This window comes from Paenibacillus terricola, assembly GCF_014779765.1.
GTDB lineage: Bacteria > Bacillota > Bacilli > Paenibacillales > Paenibacillaceae > Paenibacillus_T > Paenibacillus_T terricola.
On sequence record NZ_JACXZA010000007.1, the window covers coordinates 121022 to 143057 of the forward strand.

A 22036-nucleotide genomic window follows, 5' to 3' on the forward strand; every position below is an offset into this window, starting at 1 on the left:
CCTCTCCCAAGATGGCTTCCCCTGCTCCTCCATATCACTTCTTCCTGCCATACTTCTTCGCATAGTACATGACACGGCGGTGCATGCTTCGATTCGAGTGCTTAATCGCCGTAAAATGCGGCCTTGTATTCACTTCGATAATCCATATTCTCCGCTTATTGTCCAGCGCTACATCGAGACCAAGCTCATGGAAGCCACCGACACGCCTACTGAACACCTTACCCACTGAGCGGCCCAATCGCTTCAACTGTGCTTCCTTCCGATTTATAACCGTCTTACCGTAACCAGCGCTCGCCAGCGTTGATCGGAAGCCGCCTAGTTTCCCGCCTTGATGGTAGTTCGTGGTCACTTTACCACGTTTGCCGATCTTCATAAGCAGCGCTGTGCTCTTCCACGGGCCGCGCTTCGATTTCTGCACCACTACGCGAATATCGAACGAGCGGCCCTCACAAGTGGCCAGCTTAATGCCCCGCTGAAGCAGATAGGAGCGTCCCCGCGAGTGTCTGCGCAAATGCTTGTATAACGAGTCAAGCGATGACAACTTGCTCTTTGAATAGTTATAATGCGCCTGATAGCCGCTGCCTTGTCTACGGATGCGGATAATGTTTTGACCACCCGTACCGCCAGTCGGCTTGAAGTAGACCGTCGAATATTGCGAAATCATAGAGCTTAGATTGCTTCTGTTGAACAGTCGGGTCTTGGGAACGTAGCGTCGGGTGGTGTTGCTGGCGAGAAGCCATTTGGTCTTAACCCATTTGCTCTTGATCGATGTACTCCGATAGCCCATAACGATTCCACTCCTTCACTGTAATCGTATGAGCGACCGCAATAACGGGGTCGTGCTCTTGTCTAGCGCTTCCGTCCATATTTTCTAGTCTCTAGAAGCCTCATATAGCCGCTGCGCGAGAAGCGCCGGTTTCGTGCGAAAATAAGTCATATGATCCCCCGACGACTTGATCAGTCTATACATGCCAAGCCGGCCACAATATTAACACAAATAATGACAATTGCCTGTATAATCTATTCTAGAAAATCATATACTACAAGGAGGATCGATATATCTTATCGCATATAAATAGTGTGACATTTTATGCCGTATAAGATATACTTACGATGAGTGATATCTTATTTGAACACTCTTTTTCTGATCAGAACGAGGTCGAAGTACTTCTCAATCAGATTATCGATTTATCTCTTCAAGAGAATCCTGACCCTGCTTATGTTGCACTTGCCCATTACGTACCGTTGGGTATGGAATATTTACGTGATCTTATTATTCCTACACGCTTAGAACAGGCGATTGAATGGGCTACAAGTGATATACGCGACCCTGATAAACAAGTCCATTTTAAGCTCATTCTTCAAACCGTATCTCAACGAACTGTGTATGAATTTCGCATCGATGCCCCACCGCTTTTCTTTCGCGCCTTCTTCTACATTTATAATGAATCTGTAAACCGACAATACAAGATTATGACACGTGCGTTTATTAAAGATCAGAAGAACCCGCCAATCCAACAAGAAGCTATTCAAGAGACTGCACTCAGAGCCAATGTATTCGCTCGAGACCCAATAAAGAATCTAAGAAAACTTAAATTACATAATGAGAAATAAACAAGGAGGTGGCCGTAATGAGTCGTTTCGACGATATCATGAACCGTTTCAAGACTGTTCCAGGCGTTAGGGAATACTTGGAGAGCTTTGAAATTCAAATAGGGAAACAGATATTTACTCGCCGGATTCAGCTAGGCTGGTCCCAGCAGCAGCTAGTTGAAAGATGTCGACAACGCGGGTATCCCATTACTCAGCCAATGTTATCCAATATTGAGTCCGGGAAGAAGAATATAGAGTCGAATACGTATCATATTGTTCTAGAAGTACTAGGCGGAGCTGAGAGCATACAGATCAAGTTCGGTCCTGTTCCTGATGAAAAAAAGATGACAGCAGCGCTGACTGAATAGTTAACGCTACAAACCTAACCTAAACCCACCCTTTTCAATAGGGTGGGTTTATTTGTGCTGATGTCATCCACGCATATTCCAGCCATTAAATGGGCAAAAAATGGTGATGGATTTATTCCGATCCGCGGCTGGCGGAACTAAAGGAAGGGCGGGGATCTCCATGTGGCGGAACGTTCAAGGATGGATTGAGCAGCGGTCGCCCGCCCAGGTGATTGCCGGCTACTACTTGTTAGCTGTGTTGATAGGGATACTCGTATTCAGTATTCCAGCGGTGCATCGTCCTGGGCACGAGGTGTCGTTCTTCGATACGGTCTTCATGGCTGTCAGCGTCGTCAGCGACACAGGTCTTGCCGTATTCAATATGGCGGAAACGTACAGCGTATTCGGCTACTTCATGATCATGCTCATGCTGCAGTTCGCAGGTATCGGAATAATGGCGATGAGCACCTTCATCTGGATTCTGTTCAGACGGCGAATCGGACTGCGCGAACGCCGCCTCATTATGGTCGATAACAATCAACTCGCCTTATCCGGCATTGTGAAGCTGATGAGAGAAACAATCAAGATCGTACTGCTGACGGAACTAATTGGAGCGCTCATCTTCGGCTTTCGCTTCCTGCGCTATTACCCGACGTGGGAGGAGGCGTTCCTTCAAGGATTGTTCGCTTCAGTCAGCGCGACAACCAATGCTGGAATGGACATTACCGGTACTTCATTAGCTCCTTACGCCAATGACTATTTCGTGCAATTCATTACGGTTATCCTAATTGTTTTTGGTGCAATCGGATTTCCGGTCCTGATTGAAGTGAAAGCTTTCTTGTCGAGAAGGCAGCTCCAACTGGAGCGCAGCTTCCGCTTCTCGCTCTTCGCGAAGATCACCTCCGCCACCTACTTCATCCTGCTTATTATCGGGACGATTCTGATCTGGCTGATGGAGAGGAATCATTTTATGAAGGACATGTCGTGGCATAAAAGCTTCTTCTACGCTTTGTTCCAATCGACCACAACAAGAAGCGCCGGGCTAACGACGATGGATATTAACGACTTCACGCTGCCGACGCTGCTGCTGATGAGCGTGTATATGTTCATCGGCGGATCGCCGAATTCGGTTGGCGGGGGGATTCGGACAACGACGTTCGCGCTGAACATGCTGTTCATTTTCAATTTTGCCAAGGGGATTCGGGAGATTAAGGTGTTCAAACGCCAATTGCATCAGGACGACATTATGAAGTCATTGGCGATCACCGTATTCGCCATTCTAATGTGTACCGCATCTGTTATCGCGATCAGCGTGTCCGATCGGTCTATTCCGCTCATGTCGATTATATTCGAGGTGTGCTCTGCTTTCGGTACAGTCGGCATGTCAACGGGCATTACACCCAACCTGAATGCGTTCGCCAAATGCGACCTCATGGTGCTCATGTTCGTCGGCCGCATCGGGTTAACCTCGGTTCTGCTCATTATGGGCGGCAATAAGAGAGAACCCAAGATCCGTTATCCGGTTGAGCGGGTCATTAACGGGTAATACCCCGACAACCAGAAAACACCATGCGGCGCATTCGTCGCATGGTGCTTTGTTATGCCTTAGGCTAAAGGTTATTCCTCATCTTCGTCAATAAGGGACAGCGAGTTTGGACTTCCGAACCGCTTAAGCGATCTGGCGCGAGCTCGCTCCTGCTCTACTTCCCGGTTGCGCGGCTGCGCATTCGTAACGAGGTTATCGAGCAGCTTCTGTGCGGCTGCTGCAACCTCCTCGACAGCTTGCTGGAACACTTCTTCATTCGCTTTGGACGGCGTATTGAAGCCCGATAGCTTACGCACGAACTGCACAGCGGCAGCGGTAACCTCGTAATCGGTAGCTGGCGGACTGAAATTAAATAATGTTCGGATATTTCGGCACATGCTGCGCTTCCTCTCCTTGTCACGACATAATCACCCAATATTTGTTACTATAGCATACGTCTTCATGATGATCCACACATGGTGATAGACCGCTAGAGCGCCATATTGAAGCGTCGTAGAGTTCGATAGAAGCAGCAACCGCCAGACTAGTTCATTAAGGCAGCCACCCCGTAATCTGAAGTATCGCCAGCAGCACTTCAATCACGATAAGGATCACGATAATCCATTCTACGAATAGCCCGCGAATGGAATGGCTGATCGTCGAGAAACCCTCCATGATCCGGTACAGCACTTCCGTCTTGCTCTTCAGAATCGTAAACCGGTCACTCAATTCGAAGAACTCCGACATCCGATCATAGAATTCGCCCGCGCTACTGATTGTCCATGTAATGTCAGGTTTATCAAGAATCATGATATAAGAGATCGTATTAGACTCATGACGCATGATGCTGGCTGTCTGACGCGCTAGCTCTTTGTTGCCGATCCGCATTCGCCCCGATTCGAGACGGTCGATCAGAAGCTCGAGCCGATCATGGATTTTGCCCGATTGCTCTTCAATCTTTTCAAGCGCTACCGACTTCGCTAATACGGTCGAGATCAGCTCCGGATAGAACGATTCGTATTCGGATACGACTACATATTCATCGGTCAACTGAAACTCTGCTTTCTTGTCGGTATGCAAGCTGTAATCATCGGTGTACTGGTGGGCGTTTATAAGGTCAATGCCAGGCTCGAAGGTGTGAACAAAACGCAGAAACGCAGAAATCTCATCCGCATGGCCTTGGTTAATGAATACTACGCTGCCGAACGAGAAGACGAGCACCTGCTGTGACTTGTCAACTTCCTTGTGCAAAATCGACTTCAGCGTGTCGCCTCTCAGAATAAGCGGTTCTTCCCAAGTAAATTTCTTCGGTATCCCGCAGTGCGTCGCTATTTTGTTCAGGTCAATTTCATTCGCTATGGCAAAAGCTTTAAACGTAAGCTCCTTCATCATTGCCGCTCCTCTCGAAGCCATTATAATGCCGAACTGTAAAGGCCGATGTCGTGATTCGTTTTCAATTCGTTAACTTTTCCATTCTATGTACAAGCTATATGCGGACGATCATTAGAAAATGCCTGCGCATCCCCCTAACACTCGAATTGTCGTTTCGACATAAGCTCCACTTCCGCTTTAAGGTGCTGCTGCATAGGCGTTAGTATGGAGAATAAACCCATATTTTAGTCTCACCCCATATTAGTAAAACTGACGCTGCTTATGCGACAATGTAAGAAGGACCTGTATGCCGCCAATCTGCGGGCATTCAGGTCCTTTGCTTATCTATCCTCGATTGTGTAAGGGCAGTTTCCGCACATGGCTATTAAGACAGTTCCTTCGTCATGAACACGCTGAAAGGATCTTCAACATAATCCGCAAACGGTCCCGTGTACTGGAAACCGAGCTTCTCATACAGTTTCCTTGCAGGCCAGAACGACTCCGGCGTTCCGGTTTCCAGGCTGAGCCGCTTATAACCCCGCTCCTTCGCCACGGCAAGAATGTGCTCCAGTATTCGTCTTGCGGCACCCTTGCGCAGATGAGCGGCAGATGTACGCATCGATTTGATCTCGCCGTGCTCGCTGTCCAGTTCCTTAAGTGCCCCGATTCCAAGCAACTCGCCATCTTCCCATAGACTCCAGAAGGTTACATCCGGGCTTCTCAATCCATCTAGATCAAGAGCGTGTACGCTTTCCGGCGGCGAGTCCGCCGACATTCCCTGCAGATGGACCGCAATCAAGGCTTGAACTTGCTGTCCCGTTAAATCGTCTACCCGAATTTCCATACCTGTCGCTCCTTATCTGCTCGGTCTATACAGCCGATATTATGATTGCCGCGATACCCACTGCCTCACGACAGACGGTATCCCATCCTTGGCTGTCGGGTAGCGATACTCGAATCCGATATCCTTCAGCCGTTTGTTTGTAAAATACGTATGCGCTGTTGCATATTCCGTTAATACGGGTCCAAGCAGTAGCTGGCACAACCAACGCGGGATTGAGCGAACCTTTCCTTCTACTTGCAGCTCCTTCTCAATCAATTTCATGAATGCTGTTGTGGTCATCGGCTCATTATCGCAAAGAATATATCGCTCGCTCGCCGCTCCATGCTCAGTTAAAAACAAGCAGGCTCTTGCGGTATCCTCTACATGGATCGGCGAGAAGTATGGTTCATAGCCCTTAAGTGAATATACCGGTTTCTTGTGATAAATCGGACCAATGAACAGCTGCGGCATCCACGAATCCGGGCCATAGATTTGGGCAGGGAATGCTGTCACAATCGGCAGCCCTTTCTCCATGTACCGATCTAATACATTTACCGAGGCTTCGATATAGGGACCCCAACCCTTCGGCTCGTTCTTATAATCGCTGTCCCTGAGCGTGTCCGCGCCAGTATCCCCGTAGTAGCTCGTTCCTGCAATATAGACGATCTTCTTGGTCATGCGAGGGTTCACATGATCGAGCAGGCGTACAGTCATTTTATAATGCCCTTGACCGAACGTATTCGCGACCTTCTTCGTCACCTTCTTCCCCCAAGTCGGCGGAGACGCTAGATGAATAATCGATTCGCACGTTTGAATCGCTTGCTGCCACGGACCATCTGAAAGAAGATCGCCGACAACGGCATCTACGCCTCGTTGTCGCAATTGCTCTGCCTTGTCTGCCGACCTTGTCAGTACGACTGCCTGCCTGCCCTCCTTGATCACTTCATCGATTAGTCGACTTCCGACATAGCCTGTGCCGCCCGTAATAAATACTTTTCCCATCTATGCGAATCCCCCCATAAAAAATCAATCCAATTTATACCATTATAAATACCTGATTCAGCTGCATGTCAATACAGATCTGCAATCGTCTTAACGGAACAGCAAAGAAGCCAACGTTACCTTTTCCCTCGCTGGCTTTACGCTTTGCTATGCTGCTATCTTATTGCTGCTCTAAATTGAAATGCACGAAGAATGTCGTTCCCTGCTCGCTTGTATGCACCTTAATGATCGCATTATGGCGGGCAGCAATGCCGTAGCAGACAGACAGGCCAAGACCGGTTCCATTCGACTTTGTACTGAAAAATGGTGTGCCCAGCTTATCTAGAAGTTCTGCCGGAATGCCGGTTCCCTGATCCTTCACTGCCAATACGACCTGCTGTGCATCGGTATAGGTCTGAATGGTCAGCGTTCCGCCGCAGCGCATCGCATCAAGCCCATTCAGCACAAGATTCAGAATGAGCTGCCGCAGCTCCTTTTCATTCATGTCGAACGTTGGGCATTCGCCAAGCTCCAGCACAATCTCGTGATTGCCTGTTATCGCCTTCGATTGGATCAGAGGATATAACGTCTCAATGACCGTATTGATCTGCTTCTGCTGGTGGCTAGCCGGCGTAGAGGCCCCGACTGCAAGAAATTCCGTCACGATATCATGCACCCGATCGAGCTCTTCAATCATAATATCGTTGTATTCATTGGATGGCCTGCTCTTGGATAGCTGCAGGAACCCACGAATGGTCGTCATTGGGTTGCGAAGCTCATGTACGATACCCGCCGCCATCTCGCCTGTCAGGTTGAGCCGATCAAGCCGTACCATCTCCCGCTCCAGCAGAATGCGCTCCGAGATATCCGTCACAACGGTTAGCAGACAGGGTTCCCCTTGAATCTGCGTTTCCACACTGGACATAACGCCTTCACGCAGCTCTCCAGAATGAGTCATATATCGAATTCGTATATTGCTTACCGGACTCCAGTGGTCAGACTGCGCAGTCATCTCCTCTCTTTCATTCGAGTCCACAAAATAATGCAACAAATCGACATTCTGGTTAATGACTCCCTCAAGCGGCCGCCCGACAGCGGCCAAGAAGCCTTCATTCACATTCACATAACGATGGTCCTCCATGGATCGAAGGGAAATAATGCACGGCGTCGCATCGAACATTTGCCGGAACCGCTCATCACGCTCTGTCTCGCGTTCCGTTACATCCCGAATGGAACACACATAGATCGACTGCCCCATAATGACGGCTCTGCCTGTCTGAATATCGACCGGGAACGGAATGGTACCGTAACGCAGCGCCGAAGTCTCGATTACGCTTGATTTACGGTTTGCTACCTCCTGCAGCTTCGCAGATAACGAGGGTACTAGTTGATCGATCGACGCCCCCAGCAGCTTGTCCTGCGGAAAGCCGAACATCGATATAGCAGTCGAATTGACCGTTTGAATGAGGCCCTGTTCATTGACCATGACGATTGTATCGTTGGACGTTTCGCCGATCACGCGCATGACCTCATGCTGGAGCTTGATCTGCTCCTGATACAGATACATTTGGACGAAAGCAGTGATCTTCATCTTCAATGTCTCAGGGTGGTACGGTTTGAATATGTAATCGATTGCACCGACGGCATAACCATGCTTCACATGCTCTGCAGCCTGACTGATCGCCGTAATGAATATAATAGGGACATATTTAGAGCGCTCGCGCATTTTGATCAATTCAGCTGTCTCGAAGCCGTTCATGCCCGGCATCTGTACATCCAGTAGAATAACTGCAAAATCCGTTGTTAAAACGTAACGCAATGCCTCCTCTCCAGATTGTGCACGGAACAAACGATAATTCGGAGAGTCCAGAATCGCCTCCAATGCAATAAGGTTTTCAGGACGGTCGTCGACTATTAGAATGTTGACCGTCGATAATGTGCTATTTAACTTTTCGATAAAGCTTTTCATTATGTTCAATCTCCTTATAACAGTCTGTGAACCTCGTAAAGGTAATGCTCTCTTTGTGACCTAGACCGAGAAATCCAGAAGGAGACAAGCTCTGATAGAACAAGGTATGAACACGATGCTGAAGTTCAGCATTGAAGTATATCAATACGTTGCGGCAAATAATGACGTGAAACTCGTTGAATGACTCATCGACTGCAAGGTTATGTTGAGCGAACGTAATGCGAGCGGCAAGAAAGGGGTGGAATTTGACCTGGTTATGCTTAATCATAAGATAGTCGCTCATTGCCCTGGTTCCGCCCGCAAGCCTATAATTTATTTCGTATCTTTGCATATGCTCCGCATTGAACGACTCGAGCTTCGCCTGCTCGATAACATCCTCATTCATGTCCGTGGCATATATTCTCGACCTTTCCAGCAGCCCTTCCTCATGCAGCACAATCGCCATCGAATAGACTTCTTCGCCAGTCGAGCAGCCAGCGTGCCAGATCCGAATGCTCGGATACGCCTTGAGCAGTGGAATGACTTTACTGCGGAAGGTTCTGAAAAAGCTTGGATCACGGAACATCTCTGTAACGTTAATTGAGAAATCGCTAGTTAACCTTTTAAAAACTTCAGGGTCATGCAGCACGTGGTCTTGTAGCCCGGATACCGTCTTCAGTCGCTCTAATCGAATACGGTGCCAGATGCGGCGCCGTATGACCGGAAAAGCGTAATTGCGAAAGTCGACACCGTAATGCCGATACAGCGCCTCTAACAGCAGCTCGATCTCGAGCTTTTCTAATTCGTTGATGGTCGAGTTTTCCTCTATCAATCTGCCACCTGCTTCGCGAGCCAAATCTTCATGCGGGCGAATAACTGCTCCAGCTTGACTGGCTTGCTGATATAGTCGGACGCGCCGGCACGGATGCACTTCTCGCGGTCATCTTTCATCGCCTTCGCCGTTAACGCGATGATCGGCAGCGACTCAAAGCCTGGCGTCTGGCGCAGGGTGCGCATCGTCTCATAGCCATCCATCTCCGGCAGCATAATGTCCATGAGAACGAGGTCGACATCTGGATGCTCCTTCAATAACTTGAGACAAGAGATCCCATTCTCCGCGAACAGCACATTCATCTTCCGGCTTTCCAATGCAATGGTCGTCGCATAGACGTTGCGCATATCATCGTCCACAATAAGAACTTTCCTTCCAGCCCACAGCGCATCTTCAAGTTCAGCATCTGCTTCTTGCGGTTGCGGCTCTTCCGTCGGTTGCACAACCGCTGCAGCAGCTACTTCTTGGTGTACCACAGCAGTTGGACTATCAACCGCCTTCTTCTCGCTGCTAGGAAGAACGAGCGAGAACACACTGCCTTGACCAACAACGCTAGTTACGAAAATATCGCCGCCGAGCAAATGCGCAATGTTGAGACTAATGGACAGACCGAGCCCCGTACCGCCATACTTGCGATTCGTCGTGCCGTCTGCCTGTTGGAACGCTTGGAAAATCAGGCCTTGCTTGTCTCTTGGAATACCGATTCCGGTATCATGTACAGAGAATGCAATGCCGTCCTGCGTCGTATAGCTGTTCTCGCCCTCCGACGGCAGGTTATGCAGCGAACGGTGAATATGCAGCTTAACCTCGCCCCGCTCTGTAAACTTGAACGCATTGGAGAGTAGGTTTTTAATAATTTGCATAACCCTCTGCTCATCTGTAAGGAGATCTGTCGGCAAATCCGGATCGAGCAAGGTTGTAAACGTGATGCCCTTCTGACGAGCAATCGGGAAAAACTGCTGCTCTGCGAATTCGCAAATGTATTGCAGGCTTACCGGCTTCGATACGAGATCGATCTTGCCCGACTCGATCTTAGATAGATCAAGAATATCCGTGATCAGATGAAGCAGATCATTGCCTGATTGATGGATGGTGCTTGCATACTTGATCTGATTTTCTGTTAAATTTCCGCCTGCATTCTCGGCTAGTATATTCGAGAGAATAAGCAAACTGTTCAGCGGCGTACGCAGCTCATGTGACATATTCGCAAGAAACTCCGACTTATACTGCGAGCTGAGAGCAAGCTGTCTCGCCTTCTCCTCAAGCTGGCTTTTCGTCTTCTCCAGCTCTTTCGTCTTGTGCTCCGAGTTCTTGTACTGCTCCTCCAGCTTCTCATTAATGCCGCGCAGCTCTTCCTGCTGCATCTGGAGCTCTTCCGACTGGGTCTGCAGCTCTTCCGTCAGTGTCTGCGACTCGACCAACAGACGTTCGATCTGCATGCGTCCCGCAATGCTGTTCAATACGCTGCCAAGCTGGTTCGCAACCTGCTGCAGCAGGGTCTGCTGAATGAAGGTTAAAGCGCTGAATGAAGCTAATTCGAATACGGCGATGACCTGACCTTCGAACTGGATCGGCATTATGAGCAGGCTGGAAGGCGAGGCCTTGCCTAAACCCGATGCGATTTGAACATAGTTATCCGGCAAATCATTCAGCAGAATTGTTCGGCCTTCCAACGCAGCTTGTCCGACTAGACCTTCTCCGAACAAAAAGCTGTCCGCACCGATGCTTTCCTGCTGATCGGCATAAGAAGCGATTTTGCTAAGCTGCGGGCGGTGAGTGCTGCCCTGCTTCATATAGAAAACACCATATACCGCATCTACCAGCGGTGTAATCGTTGTGATGAACAACTGCGCGAGCGACTCAAGGTTGTGCACCCCTTGGAATTTGACGGCCATCTCGCCGACATTGTTCTCCAGCCATCGCTGTTCTTGCTCAAGCACCGCGTATTGCTCCAACGTCTTGCCCATCTCATTGAAGGAACGTGCAATGTCGCCGATTTCATCCTGCGTTCGCACTTCAATATGAGGCAGCTTGGTCCGGCGGGTGGAGTCATGAGTAAAGCCGGTAATAACTCTCGTAATTTTCTGTAAATTGCTTGTAATGCGATGCGAGAGAAGAAGACCAATAAGAAGCGTTAACAGAAACGTAATAATGGTAAGAATGGCTGTCATCCGATTGACGAATTTGACCATTTTCGAATTGTCTTTACGATCCTGATCTAATGTATTTCGCTGCTCTTCTGCGAATTTCGTAGCGAGAGGTCCAAGTTGTTGCCCGAGCGGCATTACATCCGATTTGAAATAGGCAAGTGCCCGCGCATGATCGCTATTGTTCTCTAGCTTAGTCAGTAGATTCTCTGTACCATCGACGAAAGCCTGATCTGCATTCACCAAATCCTCAAACGGTTGATCCATTTCGGGCTGAATATCCATTGCTTCTACTTCAGCCACCAAATCCGTCAGTTGCTTATTGTTCGCTTTCAGTTCCTCGAGGAAGACCTCCTCTTGCGTAAGCAGATAACCTCTTAAATTGTTAGTCTGTTGCATAGCAAAGTATTGAATTTCGTTTGCTTTATTAAGCATCTCAACCCTTCGGTCGATCAGGCTGTCAAACGACTTGTTAAGCTTATCATTATAGTAATAAGCATTTATATTAACCGCCGTTACGAGCAAAGATACCGATAGAAATCCGATGAGCAGCTTGCTGCGAATCGTAAACCGCATATGTGGCCTCCCTGACATTCGTACAAACTCAATAAACTGCCATTCCCTAAAAATTTGCTCTTCTACTGAAAGGTTATCATACAAAACAGTAATTTCAAGGGTTATAAATCGTCGAATTATTAGGTCATATGCGGCCCCATATAGCAAGTTAGTAGCCCTTCGCTCGCTATTAAGTCTATTATGGAAAATGATTATGTATAAAATAAGAACAAAATGGCGTACGAAGAAGACAAAATTGAAAAAAATTGTTTTGTTAGGCACAGGATTATGAAGAAAATTGTCGAAAGTTAGGAAGAAAGTATCAGACAGCTTTTGAGGTGGAGTATTGTGAAGCGCGTAAAACCGATATTATTTATACTAATTTGTGCTGTGCTCGCTATTCTATTCATACGTCCTCAAACTGGGTTTGCAGATAGCGCCCAGTCTTCTTCAGGTATCTCGATTAAGGAGTGGGAGATTCAGTGGTTTAATGATAATGTACAGTCATCCGATTCTCCGTCTACTACTGAGCCGTGGTTGAAAGCGAGTATTTATCAGCCTCTGAAAGATACCCCAAAAGACTATAATGGTGTATGGGTGCACTTCGTCATCCCACCTACGTCTAATTGGCAAACGCCAGGGCTCCTCATTAGCCTAATGTACGGGAACCAGATTGAAATCTACCAGGGTAACCAGTTGGTTTATGAGTTTAAGCGCGACTCTTCCTTTGACCGAAACATGGTCCTTACGACTCTAATGCCCAACTCAGAATTTTCTAATATTTATATCCGTATTTCATCACTAGACCGTGCAGGGATCCTGAGTGGGGTTCTGGTAAACGATTACAATAAGTTATCCAAAACATATTTTATCGAAGAGCTTCCTAGCCTCATGCTTGGTTCCTCAATCGCCTTTGTTGGACTTGTAATGCTGCTTATCTCAGGCTATCTCAAAGCCCAACAGCGCAAGGCGTGGGTATCCCTAAGTTTTATTGCTCTAGCAACGAGTGTAATGATTATAACGTTTTCAACATTTCCACACGTTTTCTTCAAAGAATATGGTAGCCTATGGCAGCTGTTGTTCGATATCTCTATGGTTATCGTTTTCCCTGCACTGCATTCATTCGCTGCTACAGTATTTGAAGGCAAGCTGACTTTCTACCGAAAGTTTGGACAATGGTTCACAGGCTATTCTGTATTCTGTGTGCTTGTTTCAATTTTGAACCAATATATTGGAGATCAATTTTACTTCTTATACAAACTGTTTACCTTCTACTTGTTAGCGCCAATGCTGCTAATCCATTTTGTACTGGTCATCAGCCAGGCAATCATTCAATCTATACGAGGAAATAAAAACAGCATCATTCTGGCGTTGGGATTCCTCGCCTTTGCTATGATGTTCGTTATGGATCTACTCCGAGTTTTTATTAGCAACAACTTGCGTCTACCCTACATGTGGAAGTTCGGTGTAGTGCTCCTCGTCATCTCACTTATCATCGTGTTAGCACGTCGTATTTCGGCGGATCATAGGAAGCTTGTTCTGTATTCAAAGGAATTGGAAATGTTCAACGGACGACTTCAACGTGAAGAGAAACTCAAATTTATTAGTGAACTCGCTGCTTCGATTGCACATGAGGTGCGCAACCCACTGCAAGTGACAAGGGGATTCCTACAGCTCATTTCGAATAAATCAGAAGACGCATCGAAGCCCCACTTCTCGATGGCAATAGACGAGCTGGACCGTGCAGCCACTATCATTACGGACTTCCTTACGTTCGCCAAACCTGAACTGGATAACAACGTAACTATAATGGACATGCAGCAGGAGCTAATGGCTATTGTAACCATTATTAGCCCGATGGCTGCTTTAAGTGGAGCCTCACTGCAAGTCGATTTACCGGATAAGTTCTATGTGCAAGGAAACCCTTCCAAGTTTAAACAGGCTATCTTGAACATGGTCAAGAACAGCATCGAAGCTATAGAAGCGCGCGAGAATGGGATCGTTCGAATTAGTATGCGCGAAGAGAGGGGCAAGGCCGTCATTCGCATCTCGGATAACGGAGAAGGCATGGAGAAAGAGCAAATCGAGAAGTTGGGAGAGCCTTACTATTCGACGAAGACGAAGGGTACAGGCCTTGGACTGATGGTTACATTCCGGATCATTGAAGTCATGAATGGTATGCTCGAGTTCCGAAGCGAGAAAGGAAAAGGAACCGAAGCATTGATTCGGTTCCCTATTGTTAATTCTGAGCTTTAAACCCAAATGAACGGCTGTGCGCCCACTTCTGCAGCTTTAGTCAAAACAGCTTCTGGTTTAGGAGGCAGAACCAGGTAGTAGCTCGCTGCTTCCTCTTCGACTACTTTGAGATTGATTGCTGCTGGTATCTCGACTTGGAAAGCTTTCAGGATAGCAGCCTTAGGATCTGCCAGGAGTTCCTGTTTAAATTGCTCATCTTCCCAAGCTTTCTTAATGATCTGAACTTTCAATGCGTCCACAGAAATCGACATGCGCTGCACAACCCTTCAATGTTAGTAGTCTCACAGACCTATATTACCATAAAATATAACTTTATTTCTCCATTATTTTACTAGATACGACACTATTTTTGAATTTTTTATATCTTTAATTAGTGCTTATAGAACATATTCATATGAAAAAGGGACCGAATCATATCGGTCCCTTTAATTATTTCATAGTCAATACGAGCTGTGACAACCCGCCATGAGAAGCAAGCTCATCAACCGCCCTCTGGATCCGCTCGGCAGTCTCCCGAAGATCCTGCACGATCGTCCCTTGATAGGTTAACAGTCTTGTAGATGCCTGCGGAATCTGGTGCATCCGCTCTCGATAATGTTCAGCGATCTCCGCCAATTGAACTAAGGCTCCACGGTGATAAATAGCACGATTCACACTTCGCTCGTCTAGTTGATCGCCCACCACGTCCGCCAGTTTGTCCTTCACAATCGTCAGGAAGGAATTGCGGTTCGATTCATGCAAATCTTCTATTCGATCCGCCCAGTCATCTGATAATTGCAGAACGGCAAGTGCTAGATCGATAGCCTCTTCTACCTCTGTGATCCGCTGTTCGGTCTGACCCGCCCAGAGCAGCACGCCTGCTGCACCCAGCTTAATCGGAGCTGCCTTGCCTGCGAGCTGCCGAGCGTCCCATGGGTTTACCGATTCAAGCACCTCGCGAGTGACAGCGGATGACCACTGCTCAACATACTGGCGTTCATACGACCATATTGAGGAGTTGGGATCAAAATATCGAGCATACCGTCGACGGGACATCACACCCAGCATTTGAGCTAACGCTAATGACTTGCGAACACCGGATGATTGTATCCGATCGTCTCCCCCGTCCATAACGTCATCCAATATAAAATACTGAAGCATGACATACACGCTTCCTATCGAAAGATCCCGGCAAAGCTCTATCGGTGCGCCCGTCTCCTCCTGCAACCAATAAGGCAGCAGGAAGCTGATCGACTTCGCTTTTCCCCCGCTGCGCAGCGGATGACAGCGCGCGAGCAATGCTTGTCCCATCTCCCGCAGCTCATCAGGAAGCTCTATCATTTCTCGTGATGCCTCTTCGAATAGGAGCTCTATTTCATCCTTGAACTCATCGACTTCTCTCATCGGCGCACCCTCGCATGTTGGATATATTTGTTATTCGACATTATATCATGACCCTATAGGATAATAGGACTATATTTTGACAAAATAAAAGGCACCGCTATGCGGCGCCCTAAACGTGTATTAATAGATTAATTACAGCCACTCGCCGTCCTCTGGAATAGCCACCTGCTCTATTAGCTCCCGCTCTGCGAGCTTCGTGCGAAGCACATCCCGTGTAACATGGCAGTGGTTTATCGAATCCATGTGCACGGCAATCACCTTTGTATAAGGTGCATATGGAACGACTTGGATAACATCGTCCGCATCCATCGTAATAGGATCACCGACTAAGAATTGCGCCCCGCCTGCGTTCACAATGGTCTGATCCGGATGATATGCATCCAGCGCCGCCTTCACATCTTCACACCAGATCGTATCGCCCGCAATATACAGGGTAGGTTCGCCATCCGCTTGGAAAACAAAACCGGACACCTTGCCCATTCGCTGCCCGATTTCACCTGTCCCATGCTGCCCGTTCGTCCGATGAATCGTCACACCTTGGAAGGTCGTTGTATCCGCAACCTCCGTCACATTCGTAAAGCCAGCTGTAAGGATCGCTTCCTGATTGCTTGGCTGGCATAGAATCGGCGATGCCTTCGGCAAAGCTTGCATAGCGGCGGCATCCCAATGGTCCTGATGAAGATGCGTCACGATCACGGCATCAGGAGCGAGCCATGCATCCAATGGGCCCGGCAGCGGGACAAGCGGATTGCGGCGATCATTATCTGAATTCATAATGGGCGGATTAGCGCCTTGCGGGCTGAACATCGGATCGATAAGAAAGCTAGCCCCCGCATATTCCAGCCATAGCGTGGCATGGCGAATGAGTTGAATGCGCATCGAAATCCCTCTTTTCGGACGGAATATAGTTCTGTTACGATATCGATGATAGCATCTGACGCCGCAATCGAACCATAACTTGGTGAACGTATTCGGGCGAGTTTGCTTTCGCTGTGAAAGGAGTCGACGCTAGATGGCTAATCAGACCATTGATGATACTGATATTCGCATTCTCCAAGAGCTGTTGAATAACGCCCTGCTCACCCATAAAGAAATCGGAGAGGCCGTTCACCTGACAGGACAGGCCGTTGGCGCACGCGTTCGCAAGCTGCAGGACCTCGGCGTCATCGACGGCTACACGCTGCGCTGGAATCCTGAACGGATCGGCCTGCACATTCATGCTTTTCTTATTCTGTTCATGCATTCGAACCAAGCGCATCAAGCGCTTCGGGACCTTGTGCAGTCGAACGAGTCCGTCCATGAGATGCATCGCGTCAGCGGAGAAGGCTGCTATTGGATGCGTGTTCGTGTCAGCGATATGACCGAACTGAACAAGCTGCTGGAGGAAATACTGACTTTCGGCAACTATAAGCTCAGCATGTCGATAGAACGAATTAAGTAATTACTCCAGGAGAGGCAGGTATAGGGCCAGAGTTTAATATCTTCGGTACATCCCTACCGATTTCGGCTGCGTATAATCAAACCCAAACTTGCGGTACAACTGGTCAGCTGGCACATCCGCGATCAGACTTACATAGGACCCCGGGTGCGCGGTCGCATCCAAATAGTCCATCAACGCCTTCATGATCAGCTTACCGTAACCGCGGCCTTGACGAGACGGGTGAACCGCAATGTCTACTATGTGATAAAAGCATCCTCCGTCTCCGATAATCCGCCCCATTCCCACCAACTGCCCGTCGTCGCTGCGCAGCGTAACAATATGGACCGAGTGCGCAAGTCCGATTCTCGCGCCAGCTAAGTCCTTCGGGCTTAATCCCGCCGCAATACGCAGCGCGTTGTACTCCTCAGCGCTTGGCGCTTCAGGAAATACCTCCATTAATTCATCCATTCTCTCTCTTCTTACCTCCACTCCGTCGAATTGCGGCTAATCCTATACGTTTATGCAAACCTTATAAGCAGGACTTCCCATCGCATAGAGGTTCCCTGTCTTTCATCGCTCTATGCGATACGAGATGTGATCAATGTCACAAAACCGACAATTATTTCCCATTGTGCAATATTGCCCATTGGGCAATAATATTAATAGAGAATAATTACGAGTTGGATGCTGGAGGTGAACCACTCACTACGATGAACAAATTAAGCCTTCGTGACATCAAGAAAGAGGCAACCGCTAACGCGCTTGCCGAGGCAGCATTCGAGCTCGCGCTCGATAAGGGGCTGGATGGCTTCGTCGTCGAAGATATTGTGCAGCGCGCCGGCTATTCGCGGCGGACGTTCGCGAACCATTTCTCCTGCAAGGAGGAGGCTGTTGCTGCGGCAGCGGTTATTTTCAAAGACGCCCCTGACGAAGAAGAGCTTGTTAATGAACTAGCTGAGACGGCTTCCATGGTCGATATCCTGCACCAACTGATGCGGATGCAGTTCACCGTCGAACAAATAAAGACGATGCGCAAGCTGGTGAAACTCTCCGTGCAGTTCCCGACCCTTGAGCCTTACATTCTGACGATCTTCCATCAATTCCAGCGCAAAGCGCAGCATATTCTGAGCCGTTGTTCGCGCGGACGCCACTCCGAGATGTACACGCACCTGCTCGCAGGTGCCATGTACGGGGCTGCGCTTCCGCTGCTCAACAGCGATCTCCCCATTCTCTTCCAGGGGGAACCCGATGTAGATATGCCGGGGGCAATGACGTTCGAGCAGTATCTGGACGAAATGTTTAAGCACTTGAGCAACGGCTTCTAGCCACCTTAATTAGCACAAGAAAGATATAGATAAAGGAGAGGAACACCACCGCATGTCTACATTCTTGTACCGAATCGGCAAGTCTGCTTACAACAAGCCATGGTATTTCATTACGAGCTGGATTGTCATTCTTGGCGTTGTACTCGCACTCATCGGCATTAACGGCATCCATGTTGGCTCCGAGATGAAGATTGAAGGCACCGAGTCTCAGAAAGTGCTCGACCAGCTGGCACAAGAGCTGCCGGAAGCGTCGGGAGGTCAAGCAAGTGTCGTATTCGAAGCGCCGAAGGGCGAACGGTTAGACACGCCTGAGCGGGCAGCCCTGCTCAGCAAAGCAGTCAATGACGTTTATAACCTGGAGTACGTAATCAATCCGGCCAAATTAGCAGCGGAAGCTGCCGCTGCAGCCGCAGCGAATGCAGATCAGACGCAAGCCGCTGCTGCAGACAGCGGCCAGCAACAGGCAACTGCAGATAGCAGCCAGCAGCAAACGGCTGCGGATAGCGGTCAACAGCAAGCAAACGCTGCACCGTTCGGTCCGCTGATGGACAATGGCGCTCCCGTTACAGGCGTGACGTTGTCTGCAGACGGCAGCATCGCAATGTTTCAATTCCAATTCACCGTTCAGCAAATGGACCTGCCGCAAGAAGTTCTCGACAGTGTTATTAATACGGTAACGTCGGTTGAACAAGGCGGCTTGGGCATTAAGGCACTTCCAAGCGACACGTTGTCTTCGAAGCCTGCCGTTGGCGCGACCGAAGGCATCGGCATTGTCGTCGCTGCCATTGTTCTGTTCATTACGCTTGGATCGATCGTTGCAGCTGGCTTGCCGCTGCTTACCGCCCTGCTCGGCGTCGGCATTAGCGTCGGCGGCGCGTACGCATTCTCTAAATTCATCGGCATGAACGATGTAACGCCTGCGCTTGCGTTGATGGTCGGCCTTGCGGTCGGCATCGACTACTGTCTGTTCATCGTCAATCGTCAGCGCCGCATGATGCTCGACAATGGCCTCAGCGCTCGCGAAGCGGCGAGCCGGGCGATCGGCACGGCGGGCAGCGCAGTATTTTTCGCAGGATTAACCGTTATTATTGCCCTGTGCGGCATGCTCGTAATCGGCATCGCCTTCCTGTCGACAATGGCGCTTGTTGCGGCGGCAAGCGTATTCGTCAACGTACTGATCGCTCTTACGCTGCTTCCGGCACTGCTCGGCCTCGTCGGTGAGCGCATCTGCTCGGAGAAAGCACGCAAGAACGCCGCGGCGAAGAACAAAATTGCAGATCGCCACGGGTTTGCTTATCGTTGGGCGAAAGGCACAGTGAAATATCGCTGGCTGATCATCGTCGCTTCCGTTGTTATTCTTGGCGTAGCCGCCATTCCGGTAGCGAAGATGGAGATGGGCATTCCTTCCGGCGCAACGGCAAACTACGATACGACAACTAGACAGAGCTATGATGCGATTTCCGAAGGATTCGGCGAAGGGTTCAATGGTCCATTGCTGCTCGTCGCAAGACCGAATGCAGCGGATGGCAAGGTTACACAAGAAGTGTTGGGCAAGCTGGTACAAGGACTGCAGCAGCACGATGATGTCATGATTGTGAATCCGATGGGCATTAATCAGAATGGCGATTTGGCGATTATTAGCCTGATCCCGAAATCCGGCCCGACCGATAAGACGACGAAGGACCTCGTTGCAGACCTGCGTGATCCTCAATCGGCTATCGCGCAAGCAAGCGATGTAAACATCGGCGTTACCGGCTTCACCGCTATCAATATCGATATGTCGGCGAAGCTCGCTGAGGTGTTCCCGCTGTATGTCGGCATTATCGTTATTCTGTCGCTCATCATTCTGCTGCTCGTCTTCCGTTCGATCATCGTGCCGATCAAGGCGACGGTTGGCTTCCTGCTCAGCATTCTCGCGACATTCGGCATTACGACAGCCGTCTTCCAATGGGGATGGGTTCACGACTTGCTCGGCTTCGATACTGGCGGTCCGCTGCTCAGCTTCATGCCGATAATGGTTACGGGGATCTTGTACGGCCTGGCGATGGACTATCAAGTGTTCCTGGTCAGCTCCATGCGCGAATCGTATGTTCACGGTCACAAAGGTACGGCAAGCGTCGTATCCGGTTATGAACAAGCGAGCCGCGTTGTATTGGCCGCAGCGGTCATCATGGTGTCCGTATTCGCCGGCTTCGTCCTGACGCATGACATTATGATCAAACAGATCGGCTTCGCGCTCGCAATCGGCATTCTGATCGACGCCTTCATCGTCCGTATGACGCTTGTTCCAGCCATCATGGCCGTGTTCAGCGATCGGGCATGGGGCCTGCCTCGCTGGCTGGATCGTCTGCTGCCGAACCTCGACGTTGAAGGCGATAAACTTATCGCCGAACTGAACGCACAGGAGCAGCACACCAGCGTGAAGGCAAAGGCAAAAGTAGCGAATCATCATTAAAGCAAGCAAGCGCCGGAACGCCCATGTGGCGGCTCCGGCGCTTTCTGTTTCGCGCGGATTCAACCGCTTGACAGAATCGATGATTTGTATTATCTTTAATTCAAGATAATTATCTTAAATTTAAGATATCAAATGTCAAGGACATGAGATTACTCATAAAGGAGACGATTGAAGATGACTACTTATCGTACAGTTGAAGGCATTTACCATGGCGCTCCCTTTCATATGGTGGGCGACGGATTCCGCGTTTCGAACTATTTCCCGAGCGGCAATAACTTTGCATGGCGTATTAGCCCATTCATCCTGCTCGACTATAATGCACCGTTCGAATTCCCGCCAAGCCCGCATGTGAGAGGGGTCGGCGCGCATCCGCACCGCGGCTTCGAGACGGTGACGATCGCCTATGACGGTTATGTCGAGCATCATGACAGCTTCGGCAACCACGGCATCGTTGGCCCTGGCGACGTACAATGGATGACCGCTGCATCCGGACTGCTGCACAAAGAATATCATGAGCGTGAGTTCGGGAGACGCGGCGGGCTATTCCATATGATTCAGCTGTGGGTCAACCTGCCTCGCGAGCACAAAATGCACGCCCCTCGTTACCAAGAGCTGCTCAAAAGCCAAATGGGCTACGTCACGCTCCCGGATAACGGCGGTAAAGTTCGCATCATCGCAGGTGAATATAACGGTGTGAAAGGACCGGCTGAGACATTCACGCCGATCAATCTGTTCGACATCGCCTTCCAGACGGGCGGCCGGGCGCAGTTCGAGCTTCCCGCATCACATAATACCGCGATGCTCGTCCTGAAAGGCGCCGTCAAAATCAATGACTCGCGCCAAGCGAGCGCAGGCGACTTCGTCCTCTTCGATAATGTGGCAGGCGAGATTACGGTAGAGGGTCATACGGACGATACGCTCGTCATCATACTGAGCGGCGAACCTATCGACGAGCCAATCGTTCAGCACGGGCCGTTCGTCATGAACAGCCGCGAAGAGCTGATCCAAGCCTATAATGACTTCCAAGATGGCAAAATGGGCGATCCGAATTTCTAAATATAATACAAAGGGTCAG

Annotated in this window: 20 protein-coding genes; 8 read left to right on the plus strand and 12 right to left on the minus strand. The window is 49.3% G+C overall.

Translation table 11 applies throughout. From position 1 onward, the window contains the following. Positions 1–34 precede the first annotated feature (34 nt). On the minus strand, positions 35–787 hold the full coding sequence (locus H8B09_RS24420; protein ID WP_191206211.1) for a YheC/YheD family protein: 753 nt from the start codon (positions 785–787) through the stop codon (positions 35–37). A gap of 326 nt (positions 788–1113) precedes the next feature. On the opposite strand from H8B09_RS24420, the gene H8B09_RS24425 reads away from it, so the two are divergent. The 3 genes from H8B09_RS24425 (at position 1114) to H8B09_RS24435 (ending at position 3486) form a co-directional block, all read left to right on the plus strand. Continuing rightward, a complete protein-coding gene (locus tag H8B09_RS24425) occupies positions 1114–1614 on the plus strand; it encodes a hypothetical protein (protein WP_191206212.1) in 501 nt (166 codons plus the stop codon). A 17-nt stretch (positions 1615–1631) separates the two neighbouring features. After that, a complete protein-coding gene (locus H8B09_RS24430) occupies positions 1632–1961 on the plus strand; it encodes a helix-turn-helix domain-containing protein (RefSeq protein ID WP_191206213.1) in 330 nt (109 codons plus the stop codon). Between the two features lie 160 nt (positions 1962–2121). After that, on the plus strand, positions 2122–3486 hold the full coding sequence (locus H8B09_RS24435; RefSeq protein WP_191206214.1) for a TrkH family potassium uptake protein: 1365 nt from the start codon (positions 2122–2124) through the stop codon (positions 3484–3486). A 71-nt stretch (positions 3487–3557) separates the two neighbouring features. Here the strand turns inward: H8B09_RS24435 and H8B09_RS24440 are convergent, their stop codons facing one another. The 7 genes from H8B09_RS24440 to H8B09_RS24470 form a co-directional block, all read right to left on the minus strand. After that, on the minus strand, positions 3558–3863 hold the full coding sequence (locus tag H8B09_RS24440; protein WP_191206215.1) for a DUF2277 domain-containing protein: 306 nt from the start codon (positions 3861–3863) through the stop codon (positions 3558–3560). A gap of 154 nt (positions 3864–4017) precedes the next feature. Beyond that, complete coding sequence (locus H8B09_RS24445) at positions 4018–4857, minus strand: RMD1 family protein (RefSeq protein ID WP_224753957.1); 840 nt, start codon at positions 4855–4857, stop codon at positions 4018–4020. A 364-nt stretch (positions 4858–5221) separates the two neighbouring features. Next, positions 5222–5680: a GNAT family N-acetyltransferase gene (locus tag H8B09_RS24450; protein WP_191206217.1), complete on the minus strand. Its 459-nt coding sequence runs from the start codon at positions 5678–5680 to the stop codon at positions 5222–5224. A gap of 39 nt (positions 5681–5719) precedes the next feature. After that, positions 5720–6661 (minus strand): NAD-dependent epimerase/dehydratase family protein, encoded by a 942-nt coding sequence (locus tag H8B09_RS24455; RefSeq protein ID WP_191206218.1) that lies wholly within the window; start codon positions 6659–6661, stop codon positions 5720–5722. A 160-nt stretch (positions 6662–6821) separates the two neighbouring features. Further along, entirely contained in the window at positions 6822–8609 is a 1788-nt protein-coding gene (locus H8B09_RS24460; protein WP_191206219.1) for a response regulator, read from the minus strand. Continuing rightward, positions 8581–9420: a CheR family methyltransferase gene (locus H8B09_RS24465; RefSeq protein ID WP_224753958.1), complete on the minus strand. Its 840-nt coding sequence runs from the start codon at positions 9418–9420 to the stop codon at positions 8581–8583. The genes H8B09_RS24460 and H8B09_RS24465 overlap by 29 nt, the downstream gene beginning before the upstream one ends. Continuing rightward, entirely contained in the window at positions 9417–12143 is a 2727-nt protein-coding gene (locus tag H8B09_RS24470) for a response regulator (protein ID WP_191206220.1), read from the minus strand. The genes H8B09_RS24465 and H8B09_RS24470 overlap by 4 nt, the downstream gene beginning before the upstream one ends. Before the next feature lie 327 nt (positions 12144–12470). On the opposite strand from H8B09_RS24470, the gene H8B09_RS31110 reads away from it, so the two are divergent. Beyond that, positions 12471–14378: an ATP-binding protein gene (locus H8B09_RS31110; RefSeq protein ID WP_191206221.1), complete on the plus strand. Its 1908-nt coding sequence runs from the start codon at positions 12471–12473 to the stop codon at positions 14376–14378. Here the strand turns inward: H8B09_RS31110 and H8B09_RS24480 are convergent. The 3 genes from H8B09_RS24480 to H8B09_RS24490 all read right to left on the minus strand — a co-directional run bounded on the left by H8B09_RS24480 (position 14375) and on the right by H8B09_RS24490 (position 16640). Beyond that, positions 14375–14629 carry an NHLP leader peptide family RiPP precursor gene (locus H8B09_RS24480; protein WP_191206222.1) on the minus strand — a complete coding sequence of 85 codons (255 nt, stop codon included), beginning with the start codon at positions 14627–14629 and terminating at the stop codon, positions 14375–14377. The two genes, H8B09_RS31110 and H8B09_RS24480, sit on opposite strands and share 4 nt — an antisense overlap. Positions 14630–14807: 178 nt before the next feature. Continuing rightward, positions 14808–15761: a hypothetical protein gene (locus H8B09_RS24485; RefSeq protein ID WP_191206223.1), complete on the minus strand. Its 954-nt coding sequence runs from the start codon at positions 15759–15761 to the stop codon at positions 14808–14810. 132 nt (positions 15762–15893) lie between these two features. After that, positions 15894–16640, minus strand: a complete 747-nt coding sequence (locus tag H8B09_RS24490) for an MBL fold metallo-hydrolase (RefSeq protein WP_191206224.1) — start codon at positions 16638–16640, stop codon at positions 15894–15896. A 133-nt stretch (positions 16641–16773) separates the two neighbouring features. Here H8B09_RS24490 and H8B09_RS24495 point away from each other — a divergent pair, with 133 nt between their 5' ends. Then, positions 16774–17202: an Lrp/AsnC family transcriptional regulator gene (locus H8B09_RS24495; RefSeq protein WP_191206225.1), complete on the plus strand. Its 429-nt coding sequence runs from the start codon at positions 16774–16776 to the stop codon at positions 17200–17202. Between the two features lie 33 nt (positions 17203–17235). Here the strand turns inward: H8B09_RS24495 and H8B09_RS24500 are convergent, their stop codons facing one another. Then, a complete protein-coding gene (locus tag H8B09_RS24500) occupies positions 17236–17649 on the minus strand; it encodes a GNAT family N-acetyltransferase (RefSeq protein ID WP_191206226.1) in 414 nt (137 codons plus the stop codon). Positions 17650–17891: 242 nt separating this feature from the next. Here H8B09_RS24500 and H8B09_RS24505 point away from each other — a divergent pair, with 242 nt between their 5' ends. The 3 genes from H8B09_RS24505 to H8B09_RS24515 all read left to right on the plus strand — a co-directional run bounded on the left by H8B09_RS24505 (position 17892) and on the right by H8B09_RS24515 (position 22017). Continuing rightward, positions 17892–18506 carry a TetR/AcrR family transcriptional regulator gene (locus H8B09_RS24505; protein WP_191206227.1) on the plus strand — a complete coding sequence of 205 codons (615 nt, stop codon included), beginning with the start codon at positions 17892–17894 and terminating at the stop codon, positions 18504–18506. Positions 18507–18558: 52 nt separating this feature from the next. After that, the gene (locus tag H8B09_RS24510; protein WP_191206228.1) at positions 18559–20961 is read left to right on the plus strand and encodes an MMPL family transporter; all 2403 of its coding nucleotides are present in this window, start codon (positions 18559–18561) and stop codon (positions 20959–20961) included. Between the two features lie 174 nt (positions 20962–21135). Further along, entirely contained in the window at positions 21136–22017 is an 882-nt protein-coding gene (locus H8B09_RS24515) for a pirin family protein (RefSeq protein ID WP_191206229.1), read from the plus strand. Positions 22018–22036 lie beyond the last annotated feature (19 nt).

Coding starts and splice junctions, on each gene's coding strand:
- H8B09_RS24510 (WP_191206228.1), top strand. CDS start 18,559: ATGTCTACATTCTTGTACCGAATCGGCAAGTCTGCTTACAACAAGCCA.
- H8B09_RS24515 (WP_191206229.1), top strand. CDS start 21,136: ATGACTACTTATCGTACAGTTGAAGGCATTTACCATGGCGCTCCCTTT.
- H8B09_RS24480 (WP_191206222.1), bottom strand. CDS start 14,629: ATGTCGATTTCTGTGGACGCATTGAAAGTTCAGATCATTAAGAAAGCT.
- H8B09_RS24430 (WP_191206213.1), top strand. CDS start 1,632: ATGAGTCGTTTCGACGATATCATGAACCGTTTCAAGACTGTTCCAGGC.
- H8B09_RS24425 (WP_191206212.1), top strand. CDS start 1,114: ATGAGTGATATCTTATTTGAACACTCTTTTTCTGATCAGAACGAGGTC.
- H8B09_RS24500 (WP_191206226.1), bottom strand. CDS start 17,649: ATGGATGAATTAATGGAGGTATTTCCTGAAGCGCCAAGCGCTGAGGAG.
- H8B09_RS24505 (WP_191206227.1), top strand. CDS start 17,892: ATGAACAAATTAAGCCTTCGTGACATCAAGAAAGAGGCAACCGCTAAC.
- H8B09_RS24445 (WP_224753957.1), bottom strand. CDS start 4,857: ATGATGAAGGAGCTTACGTTTAAAGCTTTTGCCATAGCGAATGAAATT.
- H8B09_RS24420 (WP_191206211.1), bottom strand. CDS start 787: ATGGGCTATCGGAGTACATCGATCAAGAGCAAATGGGTTAAGACCAAA.
- H8B09_RS24490 (WP_191206224.1), bottom strand. CDS start 16,640: ATGCGCATTCAACTCATTCGCCATGCCACGCTATGGCTGGAATATGCG.
- H8B09_RS24440 (WP_191206215.1), bottom strand. CDS start 3,863: ATGTGCCGAAATATCCGAACATTATTTAATTTCAGTCCGCCAGCTACC.
- H8B09_RS24485 (WP_191206223.1), bottom strand. CDS start 15,761: ATGAGAGAAGTCGATGAGTTCAAGGATGAAATAGAGCTCCTATTCGAA.
- H8B09_RS24470 (WP_191206220.1), bottom strand. CDS start 12,143: ATGCGGTTTACGATTCGCAGCAAGCTGCTCATCGGATTTCTATCGGTA.
- H8B09_RS24455 (WP_191206218.1), bottom strand. CDS start 6,661: ATGGGAAAAGTATTTATTACGGGCGGCACAGGCTATGTCGGAAGTCGA.
- H8B09_RS24495 (WP_191206225.1), top strand. CDS start 16,774: ATGGCTAATCAGACCATTGATGATACTGATATTCGCATTCTCCAAGAG.
- H8B09_RS24460 (WP_191206219.1), bottom strand. CDS start 8,609: ATGAAAAGCTTTATCGAAAAGTTAAATAGCACATTATCGACGGTCAAC.
- H8B09_RS24435 (WP_191206214.1), top strand. CDS start 2,122: ATGTGGCGGAACGTTCAAGGATGGATTGAGCAGCGGTCGCCCGCCCAG.
- H8B09_RS24450 (WP_191206217.1), bottom strand. CDS start 5,680: ATGGAAATTCGGGTAGACGATTTAACGGGACAGCAAGTTCAAGCCTTG.